The following is an 18,397-nucleotide window of genomic DNA, read 5'->3' as shown; positions in this document are numbered from 1 at the left end:
GCTACCCCGTGTACCCCGCCAGCCGCGGCAGGAACAGCACCATGTCCGGCCACAAGGTGACCAGCGCCAGCGCACCGACCATCACCACCAGGAATGGGACCATTTCGCGCACCAGGGTGCCCAGCGAGATGTCGGCGATCTTGGTCATCATGAACAGCAACAACCCGTAGGGCGGTGTCACCAGGCCGATCATGATGTTGAGCACGGCCACCACGCCGAAGTGCACCGGGTCCACGCCCAGCGCCACCCCTGTGGGCAGCAGCACCGGCAGGATGACGAGAATGATGGTGGAGCCTTCGAGAATGCAGCCCAACAGCAGCAGGATCACGTTGACCAGCAGCAGGAAGCCCAGGGGCGACATGTCGAAGCTGGCCAGGAAGCCGCTGAGCGTGAGCGGAATGTTCTCCACCGTGATCACGTAGTTGAATACCAGCGCCCCGGCGATCAGGATGCCGATGGAGATGCTGATGCGCGCGCTGCTCAGGAGCGCGCCGTACAGATCCCTCCAGCCGATGCTGCGGTACAGCAGCACCGAGATCAGCAGCGCATAGGCGGCGGCCAGGCCGGCCGCTTCGGTGGGCGTGGTGATGCCGGTGTAGAGGCAGCCCAGCAGCACCACCGGCAGCATCAAGGCCGGGAATGCGTCGCGCGTGATGGCCGGCAGCTCGCGCAGCGGCACCCGGGGTTCGACCGGGAATTGGCGCTTCTTCGCGAGGTAGTGCACCAGGCCCATCTGCACCGCGCCGAGCATCAGGCCCGGCAGCACGCCGGCGATGAACAGATAGCCGATCGAGGTGCCCGACACCAACGCGTACAGCACCAGCGGAATCGAAGGCGGCAGGATGGGGCCGATGACCGAGGAGGCGGCGGTCAGCGCGGCCGTGAAGCCGGCGGTGTACCGGTTGTCCTTGGTCATCATGATTTGCATGAGCTTGCCCGAGCCCGCCGCATCGGCCAGGGCCGAACCGGACATGCTGGCAAACACCACGCTCTGCAACACGTTCACCTGCGCCAGGCCACCCGGGAAGTGACCGACGAGAGCGTTGCAGAACTTCATCAGGCGGTCCATCACGCTGCCCGTGCCCATGATGGTGGCGGCCAGGATGAACAAGGGAATTGCCAGCAGCAGGAAGCTGGAGTAGGTGCCGTTGAGCAACTGCTCGGCCACGGTGCCCATGTCCATGCCCTTGAGGTAGAGGTAGAGCACGGAGCCGCCGATCATGGCCTGGCCGACGGGGACGCCCAGCAGGCTGAGCGCGAGGATGGCGTAGAGCGCCAGAGAGAAGGGGCTGGTGAAGTTCACAGTGCGGAGCCGGATTGCATGGGCGAATCGCTCGCGTGGTCGGCGGGATCCTTGCCCCGGAACAACTGGACGAGCAGCCAGAGATTGCGGCCGATCACCGCCACTGAGAAGACGAGGTAGATGGAGAACAGCTTGTCGAAGCCGGTGTTCAGGTACGAGCTCCTCTCCACCTTCATGAAGCTCACATAGTCGTACGCCGCCGGCAGCTGCAGGCCGAAGAGCACGATGACGCAGATGGAGGCGAGGATGCCCAACACGGTGCGCGCGCGCCTGCCGACGTGGGCGGTGAGGAAGTCGATGCGGATCTCCTCATGGTCTTTCAACACGAAGGCCGACCCCCAGAGCACCAGCCACAACCAGGCGATGAGCGAGACCTCGGTGGTCCAGCCCACCGGCCAGTTGAAGGCGTAGCGCAGCACGATCTGCAGGATGAAGGCCACGAAGATGATGGCGAGCAGAGCCGCGGCCACCGCCTCGGCGAACTGGGACAAACGGCGCATGACGGTCATTTAAAAGTCTCTACACAAGGTGGAGCGAAGAAGCCCCCGTCCAGGGGCACCGAGGATCCGGCTTTGCCGGTCCCAGGTGCCGCCCCCTCGAGGGGGTCGCGCGTAGCGCGGCAGGGGTGGGCCTATTTCATCCCATTGATCTTGTCGAGCATGCCTGCCGGCCATTCCTTCGCTTCGGCGGATGCCAGGTACACCTTCTGCGCGTTCTCACGAAAAGCCGCGAGGTTGGGCGTGTACACGTCCAGGCCCTGGTTCTTGAAGCCTTCGGCCAGTTCCTTCTCGCGCTTGAGGTGCTCGGCGGTGCTCCAGGCGATGGCCTTGTCGGCCGCGGCCTGGAAGGCCCGCTGCTTCTCGGGCGACATGCTGTTCCACACCTTCATGTTGAGCGTGAGCAGGTCGTAGCCCACCAGGTGCGAGGTCAGCACGATCTGCGACATCACTTCATTGAACTTCATGTTCTGCACGTTGGGCAGCGGGTTGTCCTGTCCGTCGATCGCGCCGGTCTGCAGGCCGGTGTAGGTCTCCGCATAGGCCATGGGCGTCGGGTTCGCGCCGATCGAGCGACCCAACAACTGCCAGCTGTCGCCCGGGGGCATGCGCAGCTTCACGCCAGCCAGATCGGCGGGGGTGTTGATCTTCTTCTTGGTCTTCAGCCCCACATGGCGCGTGCCGAAGAAAACCGGCCCCAGCACCTTCACCTTGAGCTGGTCCTCCACCATCTTCTTCATCTGCGCGCCCATGTCGCTGGCGAAGAAGGCGTTGAGGTGGTTGGCATCGCGGAAGAGGTAGGCCGAGGTGAGCAGCGACCAGGCCGGGATCTGCTTGGAGATGTCCTGCGGCGCGATGTTGCCCATCTCCAGGTTGTCGCGCTGCAGCGCCACGAGCTCGGTGCCCTGGCGAAACAGTGTGGAGTTGAGGAACACCTCGATCTTGAAATCCTTCTCCACGTCCTTGGCCAGCATCTTCATCATGTCGGCACGGATGTCCTTGTCCGAGAACACGGCGGCAAAGCGCAGGTTGGCCGGGGCTTGCGCCCAGCTCGGCAGGGCGGTCGCGGCGGCCAGCGAGGCCCCCATGCACAGGGCAGAGCGGCGGTTGAGCGGGAAGGTCATGGCGGTGTCTCCTAAGGTTGTCGTGGCAGGAAGTGAACGTTCGATAACTCAGGCGGTGAAGGAGGCGCGCACGGGAGTGGCCGCGGCCAGGCGGTCCATCACGGCGCGGATGGCCAGCTCGTAGCCGAAGGGGCCGAAGCCGCAGATCACACCCGTGGCGGCCAGCGACACCAGCGACTTCTGGTAGATCTCGTCGCGGCGGTGGATGTTGGTGATATGCACTTCGGCCATGGGCTGGTCGATCGTCTTGAGCGCATCCAGCAGCGGAATCGAGCGGAACGACAGACCGGCCGGGTTGATCACCAGCGCGGCCGCCTGCTCGCGCGCTTCCTGGACCCAGTCGACCATGACGCCTTCGTGGTTGGTCTGGCGGAATTCGCAGCGCATGTCGAATCCCTCGGCGGTGCGGCGGCACAGGGCTTCGATCTGCGCCAGCGTGGTGCTGCCGTAGAGTTTGGGCTCGCGCAGGCCCAGCAGGTTCAGGTTCGGGCCGTTGAGGATGTAGATCGTGCGGTTCATGGTGAAGCTCTTCGTTGCCAGGCTCGACGTTGTTTGCCGGCAGGCTTGCGCATACAGTGGGCGGCGGCGTCTCGCGCAAACCCTTCAGGGTCTGCTTCGGACGGATTCTTGAACCACTTTGGGAAACACTTTCCATTTTGGAAACTTTTCCCTCGATATGAAATTGAGAGACGCATGAGTCTGGCATTGGACCGGGGTTTGTCGCTCCTGGAGCATCTCGCGGCCCACCCCGATGGCTTGCCGCTGGCGCTGATGGCCGCCGAACTCGACATCCCGCTGAGCGCGTGTCACCGACTGCTGGCCGAGTTGCAACGGCGCGGCTACGTGCGGCAGAAGCGCAAGCAGGGCGACTATGTGCTCACGACCAAGGTGGTGTCGTTGGGCCTGGGCTATCTGAGCAACGCGGGCATCGTCGACATTGCCGAGCCTTTGCTCTCGCGCCTGGCGCAGCGTTCGGGGGAGTTGGTGCGCCTGTCCATCGTGGACGAGGACCGGCTGACCTGGGTTGCCAAGTCACAGGGCACGACGCACCAGGGTCTGCGGTACGACCCCGACATGGGCATGGACGCGCGGCTCTCGTGCACCGCCTCGGGACACGCCTGGCTGCTGACCCTGAGCGACGAACGCGCGCTCGATCTGGTCACGCGCCAGGGCTTTGGCCTGCCTGCCGAATACGGTCCCAACGCGCCCACATCCGTGAAGGCGCTGCTGGGCTTCCTGCACGCGGCACGCGTGCGCGGCTATGCGCAGATCGACGAGGTGTTCGCCCCCGGCATGAGCGCCATGGCCGCGCCGGTGCTGCGGCGCCAGGAGACCATCGGGGTGATCAGCATCGCCGGGCCGCGTGCGCGCCTGACGCCCGCGCGCATGCGCGAACTGGCGCCCATCCTGCTGTCAGCGGCCGCGGAGTTGGGGCCGATCAGCAACACCTCGAGCCTGTTCGGGCGGCCGCAGCTGGGAAAGGGGTAGTTTTGTTCCAGTGGAATGGAAACGGGGAGAAAATCGTTCCGCTTTCTGACCGTGAGACCGAAGCCGCAACCCCTGGACCGCATCGACAAAACCATCCTCAGCCTGCTGCAGGAAGACGCCGGTTGTGTTGAGATGATTTTCGCAATGCACCGCATTTGTTGAGAGTTTTTGCTTTTGGGTGCATGACCTCAAACGTGTGCGTGCAACCGGCTTCACGCTGACCCTGTGTTGCGCTCGGGTATGGCGCGAGCCGCGTAAGAGCGGCACGCTGGCGGGGTTCAACCGGCATACGCGCCAGACCACCCGTCCATCCCATCATCCGTTCACGCCCACCCATGGCCTTCGACGACGCCTTCGCCCCCGCCATCGCCTCGCACCGTTTCGGCCTGAGCCAGATCAGCCTGGCCAGCGTGGGCCCGGACCCGCGCGCCTGGGTGCTCGGGCAATTGCGCAGCCCCGCGCTGTTCGACAATGCCGGCCTGCGAGACAGCACGGCCGCTGCCGCGCTGGCGCGTCTGCTGCGGCAGCGTTCCGGGCCGCAGAGCGACGAGCGCCGCCAGTTGCGCGAGGGCAATCTGCTCGCGCTGCGCCGGCGCTGGCAGCACCAGATCGAAACCGCCACGCCGGTCTATGAACGTTGGGTGATGTTCTGGGCCAACCACTTCACGGTCGCGGCCATCAAGAACACCACAGCAGGCATGGTGTGGCCGTTCGAGAACGAGGCCATCCGCCCGCATGCCATGGGCCGCTTTGCCCCGCTGCTGCGCGCGGCCACCACGCACCCGGGCATGTTGTTCTACCTGGACAACGCGCAATCCATCGGGCCCGACTCGCGCGCCGGCCAGCGCCGTGCGCGTGGCTTGAACGAAAACCTCGCGCGCGAACTGCTGGAGCTGCACACCGTGGGCGTGCGCAGCGGCTACACACAGGCCGACGTGCGCGAGCTCGCGCGCCTGCTCACGGGCTGGACCGCGGGGCGCTCGCCGCAAAACGAAGGTGCGCAGTTCGTGCCCGCGCTGCACGAGCCAGGCCGCAAGACGGTGCTGGGGCGCACCTATGGCGAGGGGCCCGAGGCCCTGGACGCCGTGTTGAACGATCTGGCCCGCCACCCGGCCACCGCCGATCACCTGGCCGACAAGTTGGTGCGCCACTTTGTGGCCGACGATCCGCCGCCCGCGTTGGTACAGGCCGTGTCCCGGCGCTTTCGCGAATCGGATGGTGACCTGCTGCAGACCGCCGAAGCGCTCTTCGGCCACGAGCAGGCTTGGGCCGCGCACCGGCCCGGCAAGGCGCGCCGGCCCGAAGAGTTGCTGCTCTCGGCGCACCGCCTGCTGCAGCTGCCCATGGGTACGCCCGAGCGCGAGATCGGCGCACTCACCACCATGGGCCAGCCCGTGGGCCGCGCGCCCTCGCCGCAGGGTTGGCCCGACCGGCAGGACGATTGGCTCAGCCCCGATGCGCTGCTCAAGCGCGTCGAATGGGCGGTGGCCATGGGCCGCGGCGCGGGCAGTCTGGCCGACGCGCGCCAACTGGCCGAATTGGCCTGGGGGCCCGCGCTGTCGCGCGACACCCGCGGCCAGATCGCGCGCGCCGAAAGCGGTGCGCAGGCCCTCACGCTGCTGTTGGCCAGCCCCGAGTTCCAACGTCGCTGAGAAGTTCTGAGCACACGCACTTTTACGGAGTCTTCTTCATGACATCGATCTCGTCCCCACCCACCGCCTGGCCGCGCCGCCGCTGGCTGCAGGCCGCCGGGGCCGGTCTGTTGCTGGCCGGTCCGGGCCTGCGCATGGCCTTCGCCGCGAGCGCGCAGGCGCGCGGCAAGCTGGTGGTGGTGATGCTGCGGGGCGCGCTCGACGGGCTGGCCGCCGTGCCGGCCATGGGCGATCCGCAGTGGACCGCCTTGCGCCCGCTGCCCAAAGATGCCAAGCCCGATGCCACGACGCCTTTGCCGTTACACGACGGCTTCGCACTGCACCCCTCCCTTGTGCAATTGCACCGCTGGTACGGCGACGGCCAGTTGCTGGTGGTGCACGCGGTGGCCAGCCCCTACCGCGAGCGTTCGCACTTCGATGCGCAGCAATTGCTGGAGAGCGGCGGGCAGCGCCCGTTCGAGCTGGCCACCGGTTGGCTGGGCCGCGCGCTGCAAGTCAGTGGCCAACGCGCCGTGGCGCTCAGCCCGGCCATGCCGGTGGCCCTGCGTGGCGCGCCCGCCGCCAGCACCTGGACACCCACGCGCGCGGCCGCGCCCGACAGCGACTTGATGGCCCGCATCGCACAGACCTACCAGAGCGACCCCATGCTCTCGGACCTGCTCGACCAGGCCCTCGCGCAACGCCAGACCCTGGGCGGTGGCAGCCGCGAGCCCGGCATGGGCGCGGGCGCCGGCAGCGCCGCCGCGTTCGCGGGGCTGGCGCGCCAGGCCGGCCGCTTCCTGTCCGATGGCGCAGGCCCGGACGTGGCCTGGCTCGATCTGGACGGGTGGGACACCCACACCCAGCAGGCCTCGCGCCTGCAGCGCCAGCTTGCCGCGCTCGATACCGGGCTGGCCGCGTTGCGCGAATCGCTGGGCGAACGCTGGGCCGATACCACCGTGCTGGTCATGACCGAATTCGGCCGCTCGGCCGCGTTCAACGGCAGTGCCGGTACCGACCACGGCACCGGTGGCGTGGCCTTTCTGGCGGGCGGTGCGGTGGCGGGCGGCCGCGTGCTCACCGACTGGCCGGGGCTGGGCCGCCGCGATCTGCTCGAAGGGCGCGACCTGCGCCCCACGCGCGACATCCGCACGTTGCTCGCGCCGCTGTTGCAGCGCCACCTGGGTGCCGACCGCGCCACCCTGGCCAAGGCCCTGCCCGGCGCGCCCGCTGGCGCCATCGACTTGTGGACCGCGTGATGCACCCATCGCTGCCGACCCGTGCCACGTTGCTGGCCGTGCTTTTCACCGTGGCCAGCGCCGTGCAGGCCGCCCCCGAGGTGCCCGACCCCCAGGCCTGGGCACAACTCACGCCCCAACAGCAAAACGAACGCAGGCAAGCTCTTCAACGCGAACTCGCCACCGCCACGCCGGCCGAGCGCCGCGTTTTCCAGGCGCAAATGCGCGAGCGCCTGGTGGAACTCTCGCCGGCCGAGCGCAAGGCGCTGGTGGGGCAGACACGCCAACGCTGGCAATCGCTCTCGCCCGAAGAGAAGCAGCAATTGACCCAGCAGCGGCGCGAGCGCATCCTCGCCATGACGCCCCAGGAGCGTCGCCAGTTGCTCGAACAGCGCCGCCAAATGCTCTCGAAGTTGTCCCCCGAAGAGCGCGCAGCCTTGCGCGAGAAACTCCCAGACCGCTGAGGTGCCTCTGGCATACCCACTGACCCAGACCGCTCTGTTGACACCGCCGCCCATGCACGCAAGCCCATTGGCCCTTCCCGCCCCGTTCCTGCCGGCAGATTCCTTGCGCGCGCAGTTGATGTTGGCCGCCGGCTTTCTCGGTGCACCCCGCCGCTGGCGCGGCGCGCGCCCGACGGCTCGGGACAGCGGCTGGACCCTGTGGCAACGTGCCTGCGAGGGCGACCCCGGCAGTGCCGCATCCCTGGTGCAACACCTCACACCGGCGGCGCTGGCCATGGCGCGCCACATGCTCGGCCGCCGCGAAGATGCGGAGGACGCGGTGCAGGAGTCGTTCCTGCGCCTGTGGAACGCCCGCCCCCAGGACGCGCACGGCGCTCAGCTGTCGACCTACTTCAATACCATCGTGCTCAACCGCTGCCGCACGCAGCTGGTGCGCCGACGCGAACTCGGCATGGACCCCGCCGACCTCAGCGCCTTGCAGGACACGCAGCAATCGCAGACCGAGGCCTTCGCGGACGACAGCGTGTGGACGCGTGTCTCTCCGCCGCAATGGATGCAGGCGCTGGCGGCCTTGCCGGCGCGCCAGCGCATGGCCTTGGCGATGTGGGCCTATGCCGATGCCAGCGCGGCCGAGATCGGCCAGGCCCTGGAGATCGACACCAACGGCGCGCACCAACTGCTGCACCGCGCCAAGGCCCGGCTGCGCCAGGCTTTGCAAGGAGAGAGCACATGAGCGCCGCACGGAGGGTAGTCCAGTGAGCGCCGCGCCGGCCGCTGTGAAGGGCGCGCGCGCCGAAGGTCGCCCGCCTGAAGACACGCCTTTGGACACGAGCGAGGTCGACGCGGTGCTTCGCGCTCAACTGCACCACGGGCTGAACGCGGATGCCGCACGGGGCGACCATGCAGAAGCGTTGCAGGCGCGCGTGATCGCGCAGTGGCGCCAACGCCATCCGCTGGCCGAGACGCGCTTCGCGCCGGCCGGCGGCACGGCATTGAACGCCAGCGAAGCCCGCCACCGCCATTTGCGGTGGTGGGCCGCTGGCACGTTGTTGAGCGCTGCCCTGCTGCTCGGCGTGGCGTCCTGGCAGCAGCGCCCCGACCCGGCGCTCGACGAGTTGATGCAGATGGACGTGCTGACGCTGCTGTCGATGGGCGAGATCTGAGCGTCGCCGGGTTGCGATGACGTTCAGGCCACCGATGGCGGTGGCGTTGTTATTCCTCACGTCCGCCAAAGATGCCCAGCAGCGCCAGCAGGCTCTGGAAGATGTTGAAGAGGCTCAAGTACACGCCCAGGGTGGCGGTGATGTAGTTGGTTTCCTCACCGTCGCGCACGCGCTTGAGGTCATACAGAATGAAAGCCGAGAAGATGCCGATGGCCAGTACCGAAAGCGTGATCATCAGCGCGCTGGACTGGATGAACACGTTGGCGATGCCTGCCACCATCAGCATGATCACGCCGATGAACAGGAACTTGCCCATATTGCCCAGGTCGCGCTTGATCACCGTGGACAAGGTGGCCATGCCCATGAAGATCAGGCCGGTGCCCGTGAAGGCCGTCATGATCAGGCCCGCGCCGTTGGCCAGGCCGAGCACCGAACCGATCAGGCGCGAGAGCATCAGGCCCATGAAGAAGGTGAACGCCAGCAGCACCGGCACGCCAGCGGCCGAGTTCTTGGTCTTCTCGATGGCGAAGATGAAGGCGAACGCCCCGCCGAGGAACACGACCAGACCCAGGAAACCGGTGAGCGGCGCGGTGATGCCGGTGGCCACGCCCAGCCAGGCACCGAGGACGGTGGGCGCCATGGAGAGCGCGAGCAGCCAGTAGGTGTTGCGCAGCACACGGTTGCGCTCGACGGCCAGGGCCTGGCCGCGGGCCGCAGGGGAAGACAGATCAAGATGCGGATTCATGGTGATTCCTTGGTTGAAAAACGAAAAACGAAAAACGAAAAACGAAACGGAGAGGGAGGAGGGGAGGAAATAGATCGGCGGGACGCCGTGTGCTGCGCACGGCTCGCCGTGACACGCCGCGGAACGGGCGCGCGAAGCGACGCCGTGAAAGATCAGGCGACGAGGGCTGCGCCGCGTGGCGGGCGCTGCGGCCCGTCGAGAACGGGCGGCGTGAGTTCGCGCGCCAGGGGCGGCGACGGGGTGCGCAGCGGCGCACCCTGGCTGGACGTGAGGATGGGCACGTCCAGGCATTCGGGCAGATCGGGTTGGGTGTCGCTCAGGCCCAGGCCATGTTCGGCGAACAGGTCGGCCAAGCCGGCACTTTCAGGGGCGGCCGATGCCGAAGAATCTACCGATGCGGTGGCCACGGCGCTGTGGGCGCTGGGGGGCGTGGTGTGTGGAGCCATGCCGAACGCGAAAGCGCTTGCACTCAGAAAGAAGTGCAGGGCAAAAACGGCGACAAGCCAACGGTGCATGGTCGGGCAAGTATAGCGACCGCCTTGCGCGGGTCCGGCGTTGGTCCGGCTTGCGCTGGCCCGGCCCAGGCACATTCGGTCGTCGTGCTCGACCGCGGTGCCCATGCGCCGTTCAACCTTGCGCGGGCCGCCGCTGCAGCAGCGCCATGGCGACCGCCGCGCCGGCCGACAGGCCGAGCATCAGCCAACCGAGGTTGGCCGCGCCGTTGTGCGGCACCAACCCCACCACGAAGCCGCCGACCGCACCCATGACCTGCTGCGCCAGCCCGGCCACGGCCGCCGCCGCGCCAGCCAAGGCCGGCAAGAGGCCCACCGTGCCGATCAGCGTGGGCGGCACCAGCAAGCCATGGCCCATGCCCAACAGAACCAAGGGTGCGGCCAACGCCAGCGGCTTGTCCACACCCGCCAGCGCGAGCACCAGCATCAGTCCAATGCCGAGCATCGTGCTGCCTTGGCCCACCCGCATCACCGCGCGCTCACCCAGGCGGTGGACCAGCCGCGTGGTGAGAAAGTTGCCCAGGATGTACGACAGCGGCACAAACATGATGTAGTACCCCATGCCCGCCGGCCCCACGCCGTAGTTGCCCAGCACCATGGGCGCACCGGCGAGAAAGGCGTAGAACGTGGCGGTGGTCATCGCGAGGATGGCCACGTAAAGCAGGAAGCCGGGCGCGCGCGCCAGTTGCGCGTACGAAGAGGCCATCTCGCGCAGCCAATGCGCCTGCTGGGGTTCGGTGGCCGGTCGCGTGTCGGGCAGGGCCCGCCAGGCGGCGATGAAGAGCACCAGCGCCATCAACGCCATCAGTGCGAAGTTGGCCTGCCAGCCCAGGCGCTCGTGCAACTGCCCGCCCAGGATGGTGGCCAGCGGCGGGCACAAACCCATGGCCATGCCAATGTAGGCCATGACACGCGTGCGCTCGGGGCCTTTGAACAGATCCTGCACCATCGCGCGCCCGATCACCATGCCCGCCGCGCAGCCTGCGCCCTGCAACACGCGCGCGGCCGTCAGCGTGGCAATGTCACCCGCCAGTGCGGCGGCCAGCGAGCCCAGCCCGCCCAGCGCGAGCCCCAACATCAGGATGCGCTTGCGCCCGAGCCGGTCCGACAGCGGACCGTACAGCAACTGCAGTCCCCCATACGCCAGCACGTAGCCGCTGAAGGTGAGTTGCACCGCGGCCTGGCTCGAGCCGAAGATCGCACCCCACTGCTGCATGGAAGGCAGGCAGATGGTCATGGCCAGCAGGCCGAACGAGAGTTGGCCGACGAGGATGGCGATCAGCGGGCCGTGGTGGCGGGGAGGGGACATGCGCGTGGTCGGGAAAGCGAGCGGGGCATCCTGCCACAGTTGCCGCACCGGCGCTGCGCGCCGGGAAACCAGCCTACGAGTTGAAGTCGCCATCGACAAACTCCGCCGCTGGCATGTTCAAGGGGTTGTTTCCATCGATCACGCCATTGAGCAAGCCCCGACCCAGGCGCAAGGCTTCTCTCATCGCGGCCTTCATTTCGTCCAGGCGCTCTGGCGACATGGGCGACGCATGAACAATCCGGTAACGGCTCAGTCCCATTTGCTGGATCAGCACCACCTGCCCGTTCCACACGAACGAATAGCTGAGGCAGCTGTCCATGCGGTCTGCCATGGGCGTTCGCAAAAGAAACGCCTTTCTCGACGGATCGAGCGCCCAGCGTCGATCGTCCAGGTCTCGCATCCAGTTGCGTGCCCCTTGAATGAAAGGGGCCAGCTCCTTCGCCACGCCCGATGTGTAGATGTCTTTGAACAGCACGGGGTCGATATGCCTTATTTCAAATGCCATGCGGCCTCCCGATCGCTTGGTAAAAACAGACCTGTTCCTCCCCGCGCATCGCGCGGCCAGTAAATCTAAAGGGTTCTGTTTGGACTAAATACCCCTATTGGGTATTAATGCCGACCAGTGGCGCGCAGCGGGTGACGGGTTGCAACCAGGGTGAGCGTTTGGCGCTTGGGGCGCTTGAAAAACATGCCACTAAACTCAAAGGCCCATGCATGTTTCTCTGATCTTCCTTGTCGCCCTGCCTTTTGCGGGCAGTTTGCTCGCCGCCTTGCTGCCAGCCAACGCCCGCAATACCGAGTCGACGTTGGCGGGGGCGATCGCGTTGTTCTGCGCGGTGCAGGCCGCGCTGGCCTTCCCCGACATCGCGGCGGGCGGTGTGATCCGGCAGGAATTCGTCTGGCTGCCGTCACTGGGTTTGAATTTCGTGCTGCGCATGGACGGCTTTGCGTGGATGTTCTCTATCCTCGTGCTGGGCATCGGTTCGCTGGTGGTGCTGTACGCGCGCTACTACATGTCGCCCGACGATCCGGTGCCGCGCTTCTTCTCGTTCCTGCTGGCGTTCATGGGCGCCATGAGCGGGGTGGTGCTCTCGGGCAACCTGGTGCAGCTGGTGCTGTTCTGGGAGCTCACGAGCCTGTTCTCCTTCTTGCTGATCGGCTACTGGCACCACCGCCGCGATGCGCGGCGCGGCGCGCGCATGGCGCTCACGGTGACCGGCGCGGGCGGGCTGTGCCTGCTGGCCGGTGTGCTGGTGCTGGGGCACATCGTGGGCAGCTACGACCTCGACGTGGTCTTGAAGGCCGGCGACGTGGTGCGCGCCCACCCGCTGTACAGCACGGCACTCATCCTCATCCTGCTGGGCGCGTTCACCAAGAGCGCGCAGTTCCCGTTCCAGTTCTGGCTGCCGCATGCCATGGCCGCGCCCACGCCGGTGTCGGCCTACCTGCATTCGGCCACCATGGTGAAGGCGGGGGTGTTCCTGCTCGCGCGGCTGTGGCCGGTGCTCGCGGGCACGGACGAGTGGTTCTGGATCGTCACCTGCTCCGGGTTGATCACCTTGCTCATCGGCGGCTTCGCCGCGATCTTCCAGAACGATCTGAAAGGCCTGCTGGCGTATTCGACGATTTCGCACCTGGGCCTGATCACCACGCTGCTGGGCATGAACAGCCCGCTGGCGGCCGTGGCGGCCGTGTTCCACATCATCAACCACGCCACCTTCAAGGCCTCGCTGTTCATGGCGGTGGGCATCATCGACCACGAGGCCGGCACGCGCGACATTCGCCGGCTCTCCGGGCTGTGGCGCTATATGCCGGTCACGGCCACGCTCACCCTGGTGGCCGGCGCGGCCATGGCCGGCGTGCCGCTGCTCAACGGCTTCATCTCCAAGGAGATGTTTTTCACCGAGGCGGTGTTCGTGAGCGCCGCGCCCTGGTTCCAGCGCCTGTTGCCGATTGCCGCGGTGGTGGCGGGCGTGTTCAGCGTGGCGTATTCGCTGCGCTTCACGTCCCGCGTGTTCTTCGGTCCGGACACCTGTGCCAACCTGCCGCGCCTGCCGCACGAACCGCCGCACTGGATGCGCGTGCCCATCGAGGTGCTCGTGCTGGCTTGCCTGGTGGTGGGCATCGCGCCGCAGTGGTCGATCCAGCACGTGCTGGGCACGGCGGCGGCACCGGTGGTCAATGGCGCGCTGCCTGCGTTCGACCTGGCCGTGTGGCATGGCTTCAACCTGCCGCTGGCCATGAGTTTCCTGGCCCTGGCCGGCGGCATCGCGCTCTACCTGTTGCTGCGCAAGCGCCTGCACAGCGGCAGCATCCGGCGCACGCCGGTGGTGGGCCTTTTCAATGGCAAGCGTGCCTACCACCACGTGATGGCGCGCCTGAGCGCCGGGAGCCGCAGCGCGCTGCGCCTGCTCGGCACGCAGCGCCTGCAGCCCCAGTTGTTCCTGCTGGTGCTGGTCACGGTGGTGGGTGCGGTGGCGGCGTTCCGGCTTGCCGTGCCCAACCCGGTGCTGAGCGCGGGCAGCCGCGAAACACTCACGTTTTCCCCGATGTTCGCGCTGCTCTGGGTGGTGGGCATCGGCGCGGCGGTGGGCGCGGTCTGGCAGGCCAAATACCACCGGCTCACCGCGCTGGCGCTCATGAGCGTCTCCGGCCTGGCCACCGTGATCACCTTCGCCTGGTTCTCCGCGCCCGACCTCGCGCTCACCCAGCTCTCGGTGGAGGCGGTGACCACGGTGCTCATTCTGCTGGGCCTGCGCTGGCTGCCCAAGCGGCTGGAAGAGATCGAGCTGCGCGAGTCGCTGTGGGAGCGTGTCAAGGCCAAGGGCCGGCGCTCGCGCGACCTGGTGCTGGCGCTGGCCGCTGGCGGCGGCATGGCCGGCCTGTCCTACGCGATGATGACGCGCGACTTTCCGCAGAGCATTTCCCCTTTCTTCCTGGAGCGGTCCCTGCCCGAAGGCGGTGGCACCAATGTGGTCAATGTGATGCTGGTCGATTTCCGCGGCTTCGACACCCTGGGCGAGATCACGGTGCTGGGCATCGTGGCGCTCACGGTCTATGCGCTGCTGCGGCGCTTCAGGCCCGCGCCGGAAAGCGCCGAGCTCACGGCGCAGCAGCAGGCATTGCCGGCCGACCTGGACACCGATCTCGTCAACCCGGGCATGGCCGAGGACACCGCGCAGGGCTACCTCATGGTGCCGGCCGTGCTGGTGCGGCTGTTGCTGCCGATCGCGGCGGTGATCGCGGTCTACCTCTTCATGCGCGGCCACAACGAACCGGGCGGCGGCTTCGTGGCCGGGCTGGTGCTGTCCACCGCCTTCATCCTGCAGTACATCGTCTCGGGCACGCAGTGGGTGGAGGCCAACATGCGACTGCGCCCGCAGCGCTGGATCGCGGCCGGCCTGCTCACCGCCACCGCCACCGGCCTGGGGGCGTTCTGGTTCGGCTACCCGTTTCTCACCACGCACACCGCCCACCTGAACCTGCCCCTGCTGGGCGAGATCCACGTGGCCAGCGCGTTGTTCTACGACATCGGCGTCTTCACGCTGGTGGTGGGCGCGACCCTGCTCATTCTCACGGCGCTGGGCCACCAGTCCGTGCGCGGCCACCGACTCCCCTCGCGCCTGAAGGCTGGGGACCCGAGCACCGCACCCGAAGAAGGAGTCATCTGATGGAACTCGTCATGGCGATCGCCATCGGTGCCCTCACCACCTGCGGCGTCTGGCTGATGCTGCGTCCCCGCACGTACCAGGTCATCATGGGCCTGTGCCTGCTGGGCTACGGCGTCAACCTGTTCATCTTCAGCATGGGGCGCCTGTCGGTAGACAGCGAACCGGTGCTCACCCCCGGCCTGCCGGCCACGCTGCTGCAGTACGACGACCCGATGCCACAGGCGCTGGTGCTCACCGCCATCGTCATCGGCTTCGCCATGACCGCGCTGTTTCTCGTGGTGCTGCTGGCGCAGCGGGGCTTCTTCGGCAATGACCATGTGGATGGCCAAGGGGACGCCGAGTGAGCGGAGGATGGTTCTCGACGGCGGTCACGGCGCTCATGCCGCATCTGATGATCGCGCCCATTCTGTTGCCGCTGGTCACGGCCTGCCTGCTGCTGTTCGTGGGCGAGCGCAAGCACCGCACCAAGGCGTCGCTAAGCCTGCTCGCCGTGGTGATCAACCTGGCGGTGGCCGTGGGCCTGCTCTGGTCGAGCAAGCAGAGCGAAGGCCCGAGCGCGTTCGGCGTGTACCTGCCGGGCAACTGGGACGTGCCTTTCGGCATCGTGCTGGTGCTCGACCGCCTCTCGGGCTTGATGCTGCTGCTGGCGGCGATCGTGGCCTTGATGGCGCTGCTGTTCGCGCTGGCGCGCTGGCACAAGGCGGGCGCGCATTTCCACCCGCTGTTCCAGATCCAGATCATGGGCCTGAACGGCGCGTTTCTCACCGGCGACCTGTTCAACCTGTTCGTGTTCTTCGAGGTCATGCTCGCAGCGTCCTACGGCCTGCTGCTGCACGGCTCGGGGCCGTCGCGGGTGAAGGCGGGCATGCAGTACATCTCCATCAACCTGGCCGCGTCCTCGCTGTTCCTGGTCGGCGCGTCCATGGTCTATGGCGTCACCGGCACGCTCAACATGGCCGACGTGGCCGCGCGCATTCCCCAGGTGGCACTGGAAGACCGGGCCCTGCTGCACGCGGCCTGCGCCATCCTTGCCGTGGCCTTCCTGGCCAAGGCGGCGATGTGGCCGCTCAATTTCTGGCTGGTGCGGGCGTACTCCAGCGCCAGCGCGCCGTCGGCGGCCATGTTCGCGCTGCTCACCAAGGTGGGCATCTATGTGCTGCTGCGCCTGTCCACGCTGTTCTTCTCGTCCGATGCGGGGCCCTCGTCCGGCTTCGGCAGCCAGTGGCTGATCTGGGGCGGCATGGCCACGCTGGTCTTCGGCGCCCTGGGCATGCTGGCCTCCCAGCGCCCGGCGCGGCTGGCGGGGTTTGCGGTCATCGTGTCGTCCGGCACGCTGATGGCGGTGATCGGTTTCGCGCGGCCCGAACTCACCGCCGCCGCGCTGTACTACCTGCCCAGCTCCACCATGGCCGTGGCCGCGTTCTTCCTGTTGGCCGAGTTGATGGACCGCTCGCGCATGGACCCGGCCGTGCAGCGCGCGCCCGAAGACGAGGAAGACCACCTGCCGTTCGCGCTGGCCGATCTGGAGATCGCCAAGACCGCCAACCTCGATGAAGACGAAGAGGTGCTGATCGGCCGCGCCATTCCCGCGTCCATCGCGCTGCTGGGGCTGGCCTTCATCTGTTGCACCGTGCTGGTGGCGGGGCTGCCGCCGCTCTCGGGCTTCATCGGCAAGTTCGCCATGCTCTCGGCCTTGCTGCCCTTGCAGGTGGACGCGCCCGAGGTGGCGGTGGCCAGCTGGACCTTCCTCGGTCTGGTGATCGTCTCCGGGCTGTTCGCCATGGTGGCGCTCTCGCGCACCGGCATCCGTTTCTTCTGGGCGCCGCTGGGGCGCGGTGCGCCCTTGCTGCGCGTGGCCGAAGTCCTGCCGATCGCGGTGCTCATCACCTTGTGCGTGCTGTTCACCGTGCGCGGTGAAGCCGTCATGCGCTATGCCCAGTCCACCGCCGCGTCGCTGTACCAGCCGCACGGATACATCGACGCGGTGTTCTCCGTCAAACCCGTGCCCACACCCACCAATGCCGAGCGCCTGGGCGTTCCCAAGCCGGCATCGCTTCCGGAGCAACGGCCATGATGCGACGTCTGTTCCCCGCCCCGCTGCTGTCGCTCGCGCTGGTCGCGCTGTGGCTGGTGCTCACCAACCCTTACAGCGTGGGCAATTGGCTCATGGCGGTGCTGCTGTCCGTGGTGGTGCCGCTGCTCACGCAATCCCTGCGTCCCACGCCGGTGCGCTTCAGCCACCCCTGGGTGGCGTTCCAGCTGTTCTGGCGTGTCGGCTTCGACGTGATCGAGTGGAATTGGCGCGTGTTGCGCGGCACGATCGCGCGCGCCGAGCGCATGCCCAGCGGCGGCTTCATCACCGTGCCGCTGGACCTGCGCGACCCCAATGGGCTGGCGGTGCTCGCCGCCATCATGTGCGTGATCCCGGGCACCATCTGGTCCGAGATCGCGTTGGACCGCAGTGCCCTGCTGGTGCACCTCTTTCACCTGGAGGATGCGCAGCGCGAGATCGATCTGATCAAGAACCGCTACGAGCGCCCCTTGATGGAGATTTTCGAATGAGCCCCTTTCTGTTTGGCGCGATCGTCTTCGCGCTCGCCTGTTACGTGCTGGGCATGGCGCTGGCGCTGGTGCGCCTGTACCGTGGCCCTTCGGCGCAGGACCGCGTGCTGGCCATGGACCTGATCTACACCATCGGCATGCTGGTGCTCATGGTGCTGGCGATCCGTTACCGCAGCGCGATGTACTTCGAGGCGGCGCTGCTGATCGCCGTCTTCGGCTTCGTCAGTTCGGCGGCCATGGCCAAGTTCCTGTTGCGCGGCGAGGTGATCGAATGATGATGCCCGCCGGTGTGTCGCTCTGGGCCGAGATCCCGGTGGCGCTGCTGCTCATTCTCAGCGGCATTTTCACGCTCACCGCCGCCATCGGCGTGGTGCGCTTCAAGACCTTCTTCCAGCGCATGCACCCGCCCGCGCTGGCGTTCAGCTTCTCGGCCTGGTGCGTCACGCTGGCCAGCATCATCTACTTCTCGGCGCAGGACGCGCGGCTCTCGCTGCACGCCTGGCTGATCATCATCTTCCTGTCGCTCACCGTGCCGGTCACCACCATCCTTCTGGCCCGCACCGAGCTGTTCCGCCGCCGCAACAGCCCGCCCGGCGCGGACGACATCCCACCGCCGCTGAGCTACGTGCCGCCGCCCGACCGGCGTGAGGCCGGCGACCCGGTGCAAGAAGACTGAGGCCGCCGGCCTCG

Annotated in this window: 20 protein-coding genes; 12 read left to right on the top strand and 8 right to left on the bottom strand. The window is 67.3% G+C overall.

The window, feature by feature from the left end; genetic code table 11:
* Window position 1 precedes the first annotated feature (1 nt).
* The 4 genes from F9K07_RS27945 to F9K07_RS27930 form a co-directional block, all read right to left on the bottom strand.
* On the bottom strand, window positions 2-1,303 hold the full coding sequence (locus F9K07_RS27945) for a TRAP transporter large permease (protein WP_159596497.1): 1,302 nt from the start codon (window positions 1,301-1,303) through the stop codon (window positions 2-4).
* Window positions 1,300-1,803, bottom strand: a complete 504-nt coding sequence (locus F9K07_RS27940; RefSeq protein WP_159596496.1) for a TRAP transporter small permease — start codon at window positions 1,801-1,803, stop codon at window positions 1,300-1,302. Before F9K07_RS27940 ends, F9K07_RS27945 begins: the two co-directional genes overlap by 4 nt.
* Window positions 1,804-1,934: 131 nt before the next feature.
* Complete coding sequence (gene dctP / locus F9K07_RS27935; RefSeq protein WP_159596495.1) at window positions 1,935-2,924, bottom strand: TRAP transporter substrate-binding protein DctP; 990 nt, start codon at window positions 2,922-2,924, stop codon at window positions 1,935-1,937.
* Between the two features lie 48 nt (window positions 2,925-2,972).
* Window positions 2,973-3,443, bottom strand: a complete 471-nt coding sequence (locus tag F9K07_RS27930) for a type II 3-dehydroquinate dehydratase (protein ID WP_159596494.1) — start codon at window positions 3,441-3,443, stop codon at window positions 2,973-2,975.
* Window positions 3,444-3,617: 174 nt separating this feature from the next.
* Between F9K07_RS27930 and F9K07_RS27925 the strand changes: the two genes are divergently transcribed.
* From F9K07_RS27925 to F9K07_RS27900, 6 genes are all read left to right on the top strand, one after another.
* On the top strand, window positions 3,618-4,412 hold the full coding sequence (locus F9K07_RS27925; protein ID WP_159596493.1) for an IclR family transcriptional regulator: 795 nt from the start codon (window positions 3,618-3,620) through the stop codon (window positions 4,410-4,412).
* Between the two features lie 335 nt (window positions 4,413-4,747).
* Complete coding sequence (locus F9K07_RS27920) at window positions 4,748-6,064, top strand: DUF1800 domain-containing protein (RefSeq protein WP_159596492.1); 1,317 nt, start codon at window positions 4,748-4,750, stop codon at window positions 6,062-6,064.
* A 38-nt stretch (window positions 6,065-6,102) separates the two neighbouring features.
* Window positions 6,103-7,302, top strand: a complete 1,200-nt coding sequence (locus F9K07_RS27915; RefSeq protein ID WP_159596491.1) for a DUF1501 domain-containing protein — start codon at window positions 6,103-6,105, stop codon at window positions 7,300-7,302.
* Window positions 7,302-7,745: a DUF3106 domain-containing protein gene (locus F9K07_RS27910; RefSeq protein WP_159596490.1), complete on the top strand. Its 444-nt coding sequence runs from the start codon at window positions 7,302-7,304 to the stop codon at window positions 7,743-7,745. The genes F9K07_RS27915 and F9K07_RS27910 overlap by 1 nt, the downstream gene beginning before the upstream one ends.
* Window positions 7,746-7,797: 52 nt before the next feature.
* Window positions 7,798-8,478: an RNA polymerase sigma factor gene (locus F9K07_RS27905; RefSeq protein WP_159596489.1), complete on the top strand. Its 681-nt coding sequence runs from the start codon at window positions 7,798-7,800 to the stop codon at window positions 8,476-8,478.
* A gap of 22 nt (window positions 8,479-8,500) precedes the next feature.
* Window positions 8,501-8,908, top strand: coding sequence for a hypothetical protein (locus tag F9K07_RS27900; RefSeq protein WP_159596488.1), 408 nt, complete (start codon window positions 8,501-8,503; stop codon window positions 8,906-8,908).
* Between the two features lie 49 nt (window positions 8,909-8,957).
* Here the strand turns inward: F9K07_RS27900 and F9K07_RS27895 are convergent, their stop codons facing one another.
* From F9K07_RS27895 to F9K07_RS27880, 4 genes are all read right to left on the bottom strand, one after another.
* Complete coding sequence (locus F9K07_RS27895) at window positions 8,958-9,653, bottom strand: Bax inhibitor-1 family protein (RefSeq protein WP_159596487.1); 696 nt, start codon at window positions 9,651-9,653, stop codon at window positions 8,958-8,960.
* Window positions 9,654-9,805: 152 nt separating this feature from the next.
* A complete protein-coding gene (locus F9K07_RS27890; RefSeq protein ID WP_159596486.1) occupies window positions 9,806-10,168 on the bottom strand; it encodes a hypothetical protein in 363 nt (120 codons plus the stop codon).
* Window positions 10,169-10,280: 112 nt separating this feature from the next.
* Complete coding sequence (locus F9K07_RS27885; RefSeq protein WP_159596485.1) at window positions 10,281-11,474, bottom strand: Bcr/CflA family efflux MFS transporter; 1,194 nt, start codon at window positions 11,472-11,474, stop codon at window positions 10,281-10,283.
* Between the two features lie 73 nt (window positions 11,475-11,547).
* Window positions 11,548-11,979, bottom strand: coding sequence for a hypothetical protein (locus tag F9K07_RS27880; protein WP_159596484.1), 432 nt, complete (start codon window positions 11,977-11,979; stop codon window positions 11,548-11,550).
* A gap of 205 nt (window positions 11,980-12,184) precedes the next feature.
* Between F9K07_RS27880 and F9K07_RS27875 the strand changes: the two genes are divergently transcribed.
* Genes F9K07_RS27875 through F9K07_RS27850 form a run of 6 tightly spaced genes read left to right on the top strand, consistent with a single transcriptional unit; the run spans window position 12,185 to window position 18,383 of the window.
* On the top strand, window positions 12,185-15,145 hold the full coding sequence (locus F9K07_RS27875) for a monovalent cation/H+ antiporter subunit A (RefSeq protein ID WP_159596483.1): 2,961 nt from the start codon (window positions 12,185-12,187) through the stop codon (window positions 15,143-15,145).
* Window positions 15,145-15,489 carry a Na+/H+ antiporter subunit C gene (locus F9K07_RS27870; protein WP_159596482.1) on the top strand — a complete coding sequence of 115 codons (345 nt, stop codon included), beginning with the start codon at window positions 15,145-15,147 and terminating at the stop codon, window positions 15,487-15,489. Before F9K07_RS27875 ends, F9K07_RS27870 begins: the two co-directional genes overlap by 1 nt.
* Entirely contained in the window at window positions 15,486-17,219 is a 1,734-nt protein-coding gene (locus tag F9K07_RS27865; RefSeq protein ID WP_236581731.1) for a monovalent cation/H+ antiporter subunit D, read from the top strand. The genes F9K07_RS27870 and F9K07_RS27865 overlap by 4 nt, the downstream gene beginning before the upstream one ends.
* Window positions 17,216-17,707: a Na+/H+ antiporter subunit E gene (locus F9K07_RS27860; protein WP_159596481.1), complete on the top strand. Its 492-nt coding sequence runs from the start codon at window positions 17,216-17,218 to the stop codon at window positions 17,705-17,707. The genes F9K07_RS27865 and F9K07_RS27860 overlap by 4 nt, the downstream gene beginning before the upstream one ends.
* Window positions 17,704-17,982: a K+/H+ antiporter subunit F gene (locus F9K07_RS27855; RefSeq protein WP_159596480.1), complete on the top strand. Its 279-nt coding sequence runs from the start codon at window positions 17,704-17,706 to the stop codon at window positions 17,980-17,982. Before F9K07_RS27860 ends, F9K07_RS27855 begins: the two co-directional genes overlap by 4 nt.
* Window positions 17,979-18,383 carry a Na+/H+ antiporter subunit G gene (locus tag F9K07_RS27850; RefSeq protein WP_236581713.1) on the top strand — a complete coding sequence of 135 codons (405 nt, stop codon included), beginning with the start codon at window positions 17,979-17,981 and terminating at the stop codon, window positions 18,381-18,383. The genes F9K07_RS27855 and F9K07_RS27850 overlap by 4 nt, the downstream gene beginning before the upstream one ends.
* Window positions 18,384-18,397: the final 14 nt, after the last annotated feature.

This window comes from Hydrogenophaga sp. BPS33 (assembly GCF_009859475.1).
In the GTDB taxonomy this organism is placed as follows: Bacteria; Pseudomonadota; Gammaproteobacteria; order Burkholderiales; family Burkholderiaceae_C; genus Hydrogenophaga.
Note: the sequence above shows the minus strand (reverse complement) of the source record. Positions and strands in the feature narration are given on the sequence as shown.

What these genes read in the sequence shown, in the direction of transcription:
- F9K07_RS27855 (WP_159596480.1), top strand. Translation starts at nt 17,704, where the DNA reads ATGAGCCCCTTTCTGTTTGGCGCGATCGTCTTCGCGCTCGCCTGTTAC.
- F9K07_RS27885 (WP_159596485.1), bottom strand. Translation starts at nt 11,474, where the DNA reads ATGTCCCCTCCCCGCCACCACGGCCCGCTGATCGCCATCCTCGTCGGC.
- F9K07_RS27880 (WP_159596484.1), bottom strand. Translation starts at nt 11,979, where the DNA reads ATGGCATTTGAAATAAGGCATATCGACCCCGTGCTGTTCAAAGACATC.
- F9K07_RS27895 (WP_159596487.1), bottom strand. Translation starts at nt 9,653, where the DNA reads ATGAATCCGCATCTTGATCTGTCTTCCCCTGCGGCCCGCGGCCAGGCC.
- F9K07_RS27905 (WP_159596489.1), top strand. Translation starts at nt 7,798, where the DNA reads ATGCACGCAAGCCCATTGGCCCTTCCCGCCCCGTTCCTGCCGGCAGAT.
- F9K07_RS27930 (WP_159596494.1), bottom strand. Translation starts at nt 3,443, where the DNA reads ATGAACCGCACGATCTACATCCTCAACGGCCCGAACCTGAACCTGCTG.
- F9K07_RS27850 (WP_236581713.1), top strand. Translation starts at nt 17,979, where the DNA reads ATGATGATGCCCGCCGGTGTGTCGCTCTGGGCCGAGATCCCGGTGGCG.
- F9K07_RS27870 (WP_159596482.1), top strand. Translation starts at nt 15,145, where the DNA reads ATGGAACTCGTCATGGCGATCGCCATCGGTGCCCTCACCACCTGCGGC.
- F9K07_RS27915 (WP_159596491.1), top strand. Translation starts at nt 6,103, where the DNA reads ATGACATCGATCTCGTCCCCACCCACCGCCTGGCCGCGCCGCCGCTGG.
- F9K07_RS27910 (WP_159596490.1), top strand. Translation starts at nt 7,302, where the DNA reads ATGCACCCATCGCTGCCGACCCGTGCCACGTTGCTGGCCGTGCTTTTC.
- F9K07_RS27940 (WP_159596496.1), bottom strand. Translation starts at nt 1,803, where the DNA reads ATGCGCCGTTTGTCCCAGTTCGCCGAGGCGGTGGCCGCGGCTCTGCTC.
- F9K07_RS27890 (WP_159596486.1), bottom strand. Translation starts at nt 10,168, where the DNA reads ATGCACCGTTGGCTTGTCGCCGTTTTTGCCCTGCACTTCTTTCTGAGT.
- F9K07_RS27920 (WP_159596492.1), top strand. Translation starts at nt 4,748, where the DNA reads ATGGCCTTCGACGACGCCTTCGCCCCCGCCATCGCCTCGCACCGTTTC.
- F9K07_RS27925 (WP_159596493.1), top strand. Translation starts at nt 3,618, where the DNA reads ATGAGTCTGGCATTGGACCGGGGTTTGTCGCTCCTGGAGCATCTCGCG.
- dctP (WP_159596495.1), bottom strand. Translation starts at nt 2,924, where the DNA reads ATGACCTTCCCGCTCAACCGCCGCTCTGCCCTGTGCATGGGGGCCTCG.
- F9K07_RS27875 (WP_159596483.1), top strand. Translation starts at nt 12,185, where the DNA reads ATGCATGTTTCTCTGATCTTCCTTGTCGCCCTGCCTTTTGCGGGCAGT.
- F9K07_RS27860 (WP_159596481.1), top strand. Translation starts at nt 17,216, where the DNA reads ATGATGCGACGTCTGTTCCCCGCCCCGCTGCTGTCGCTCGCGCTGGTC.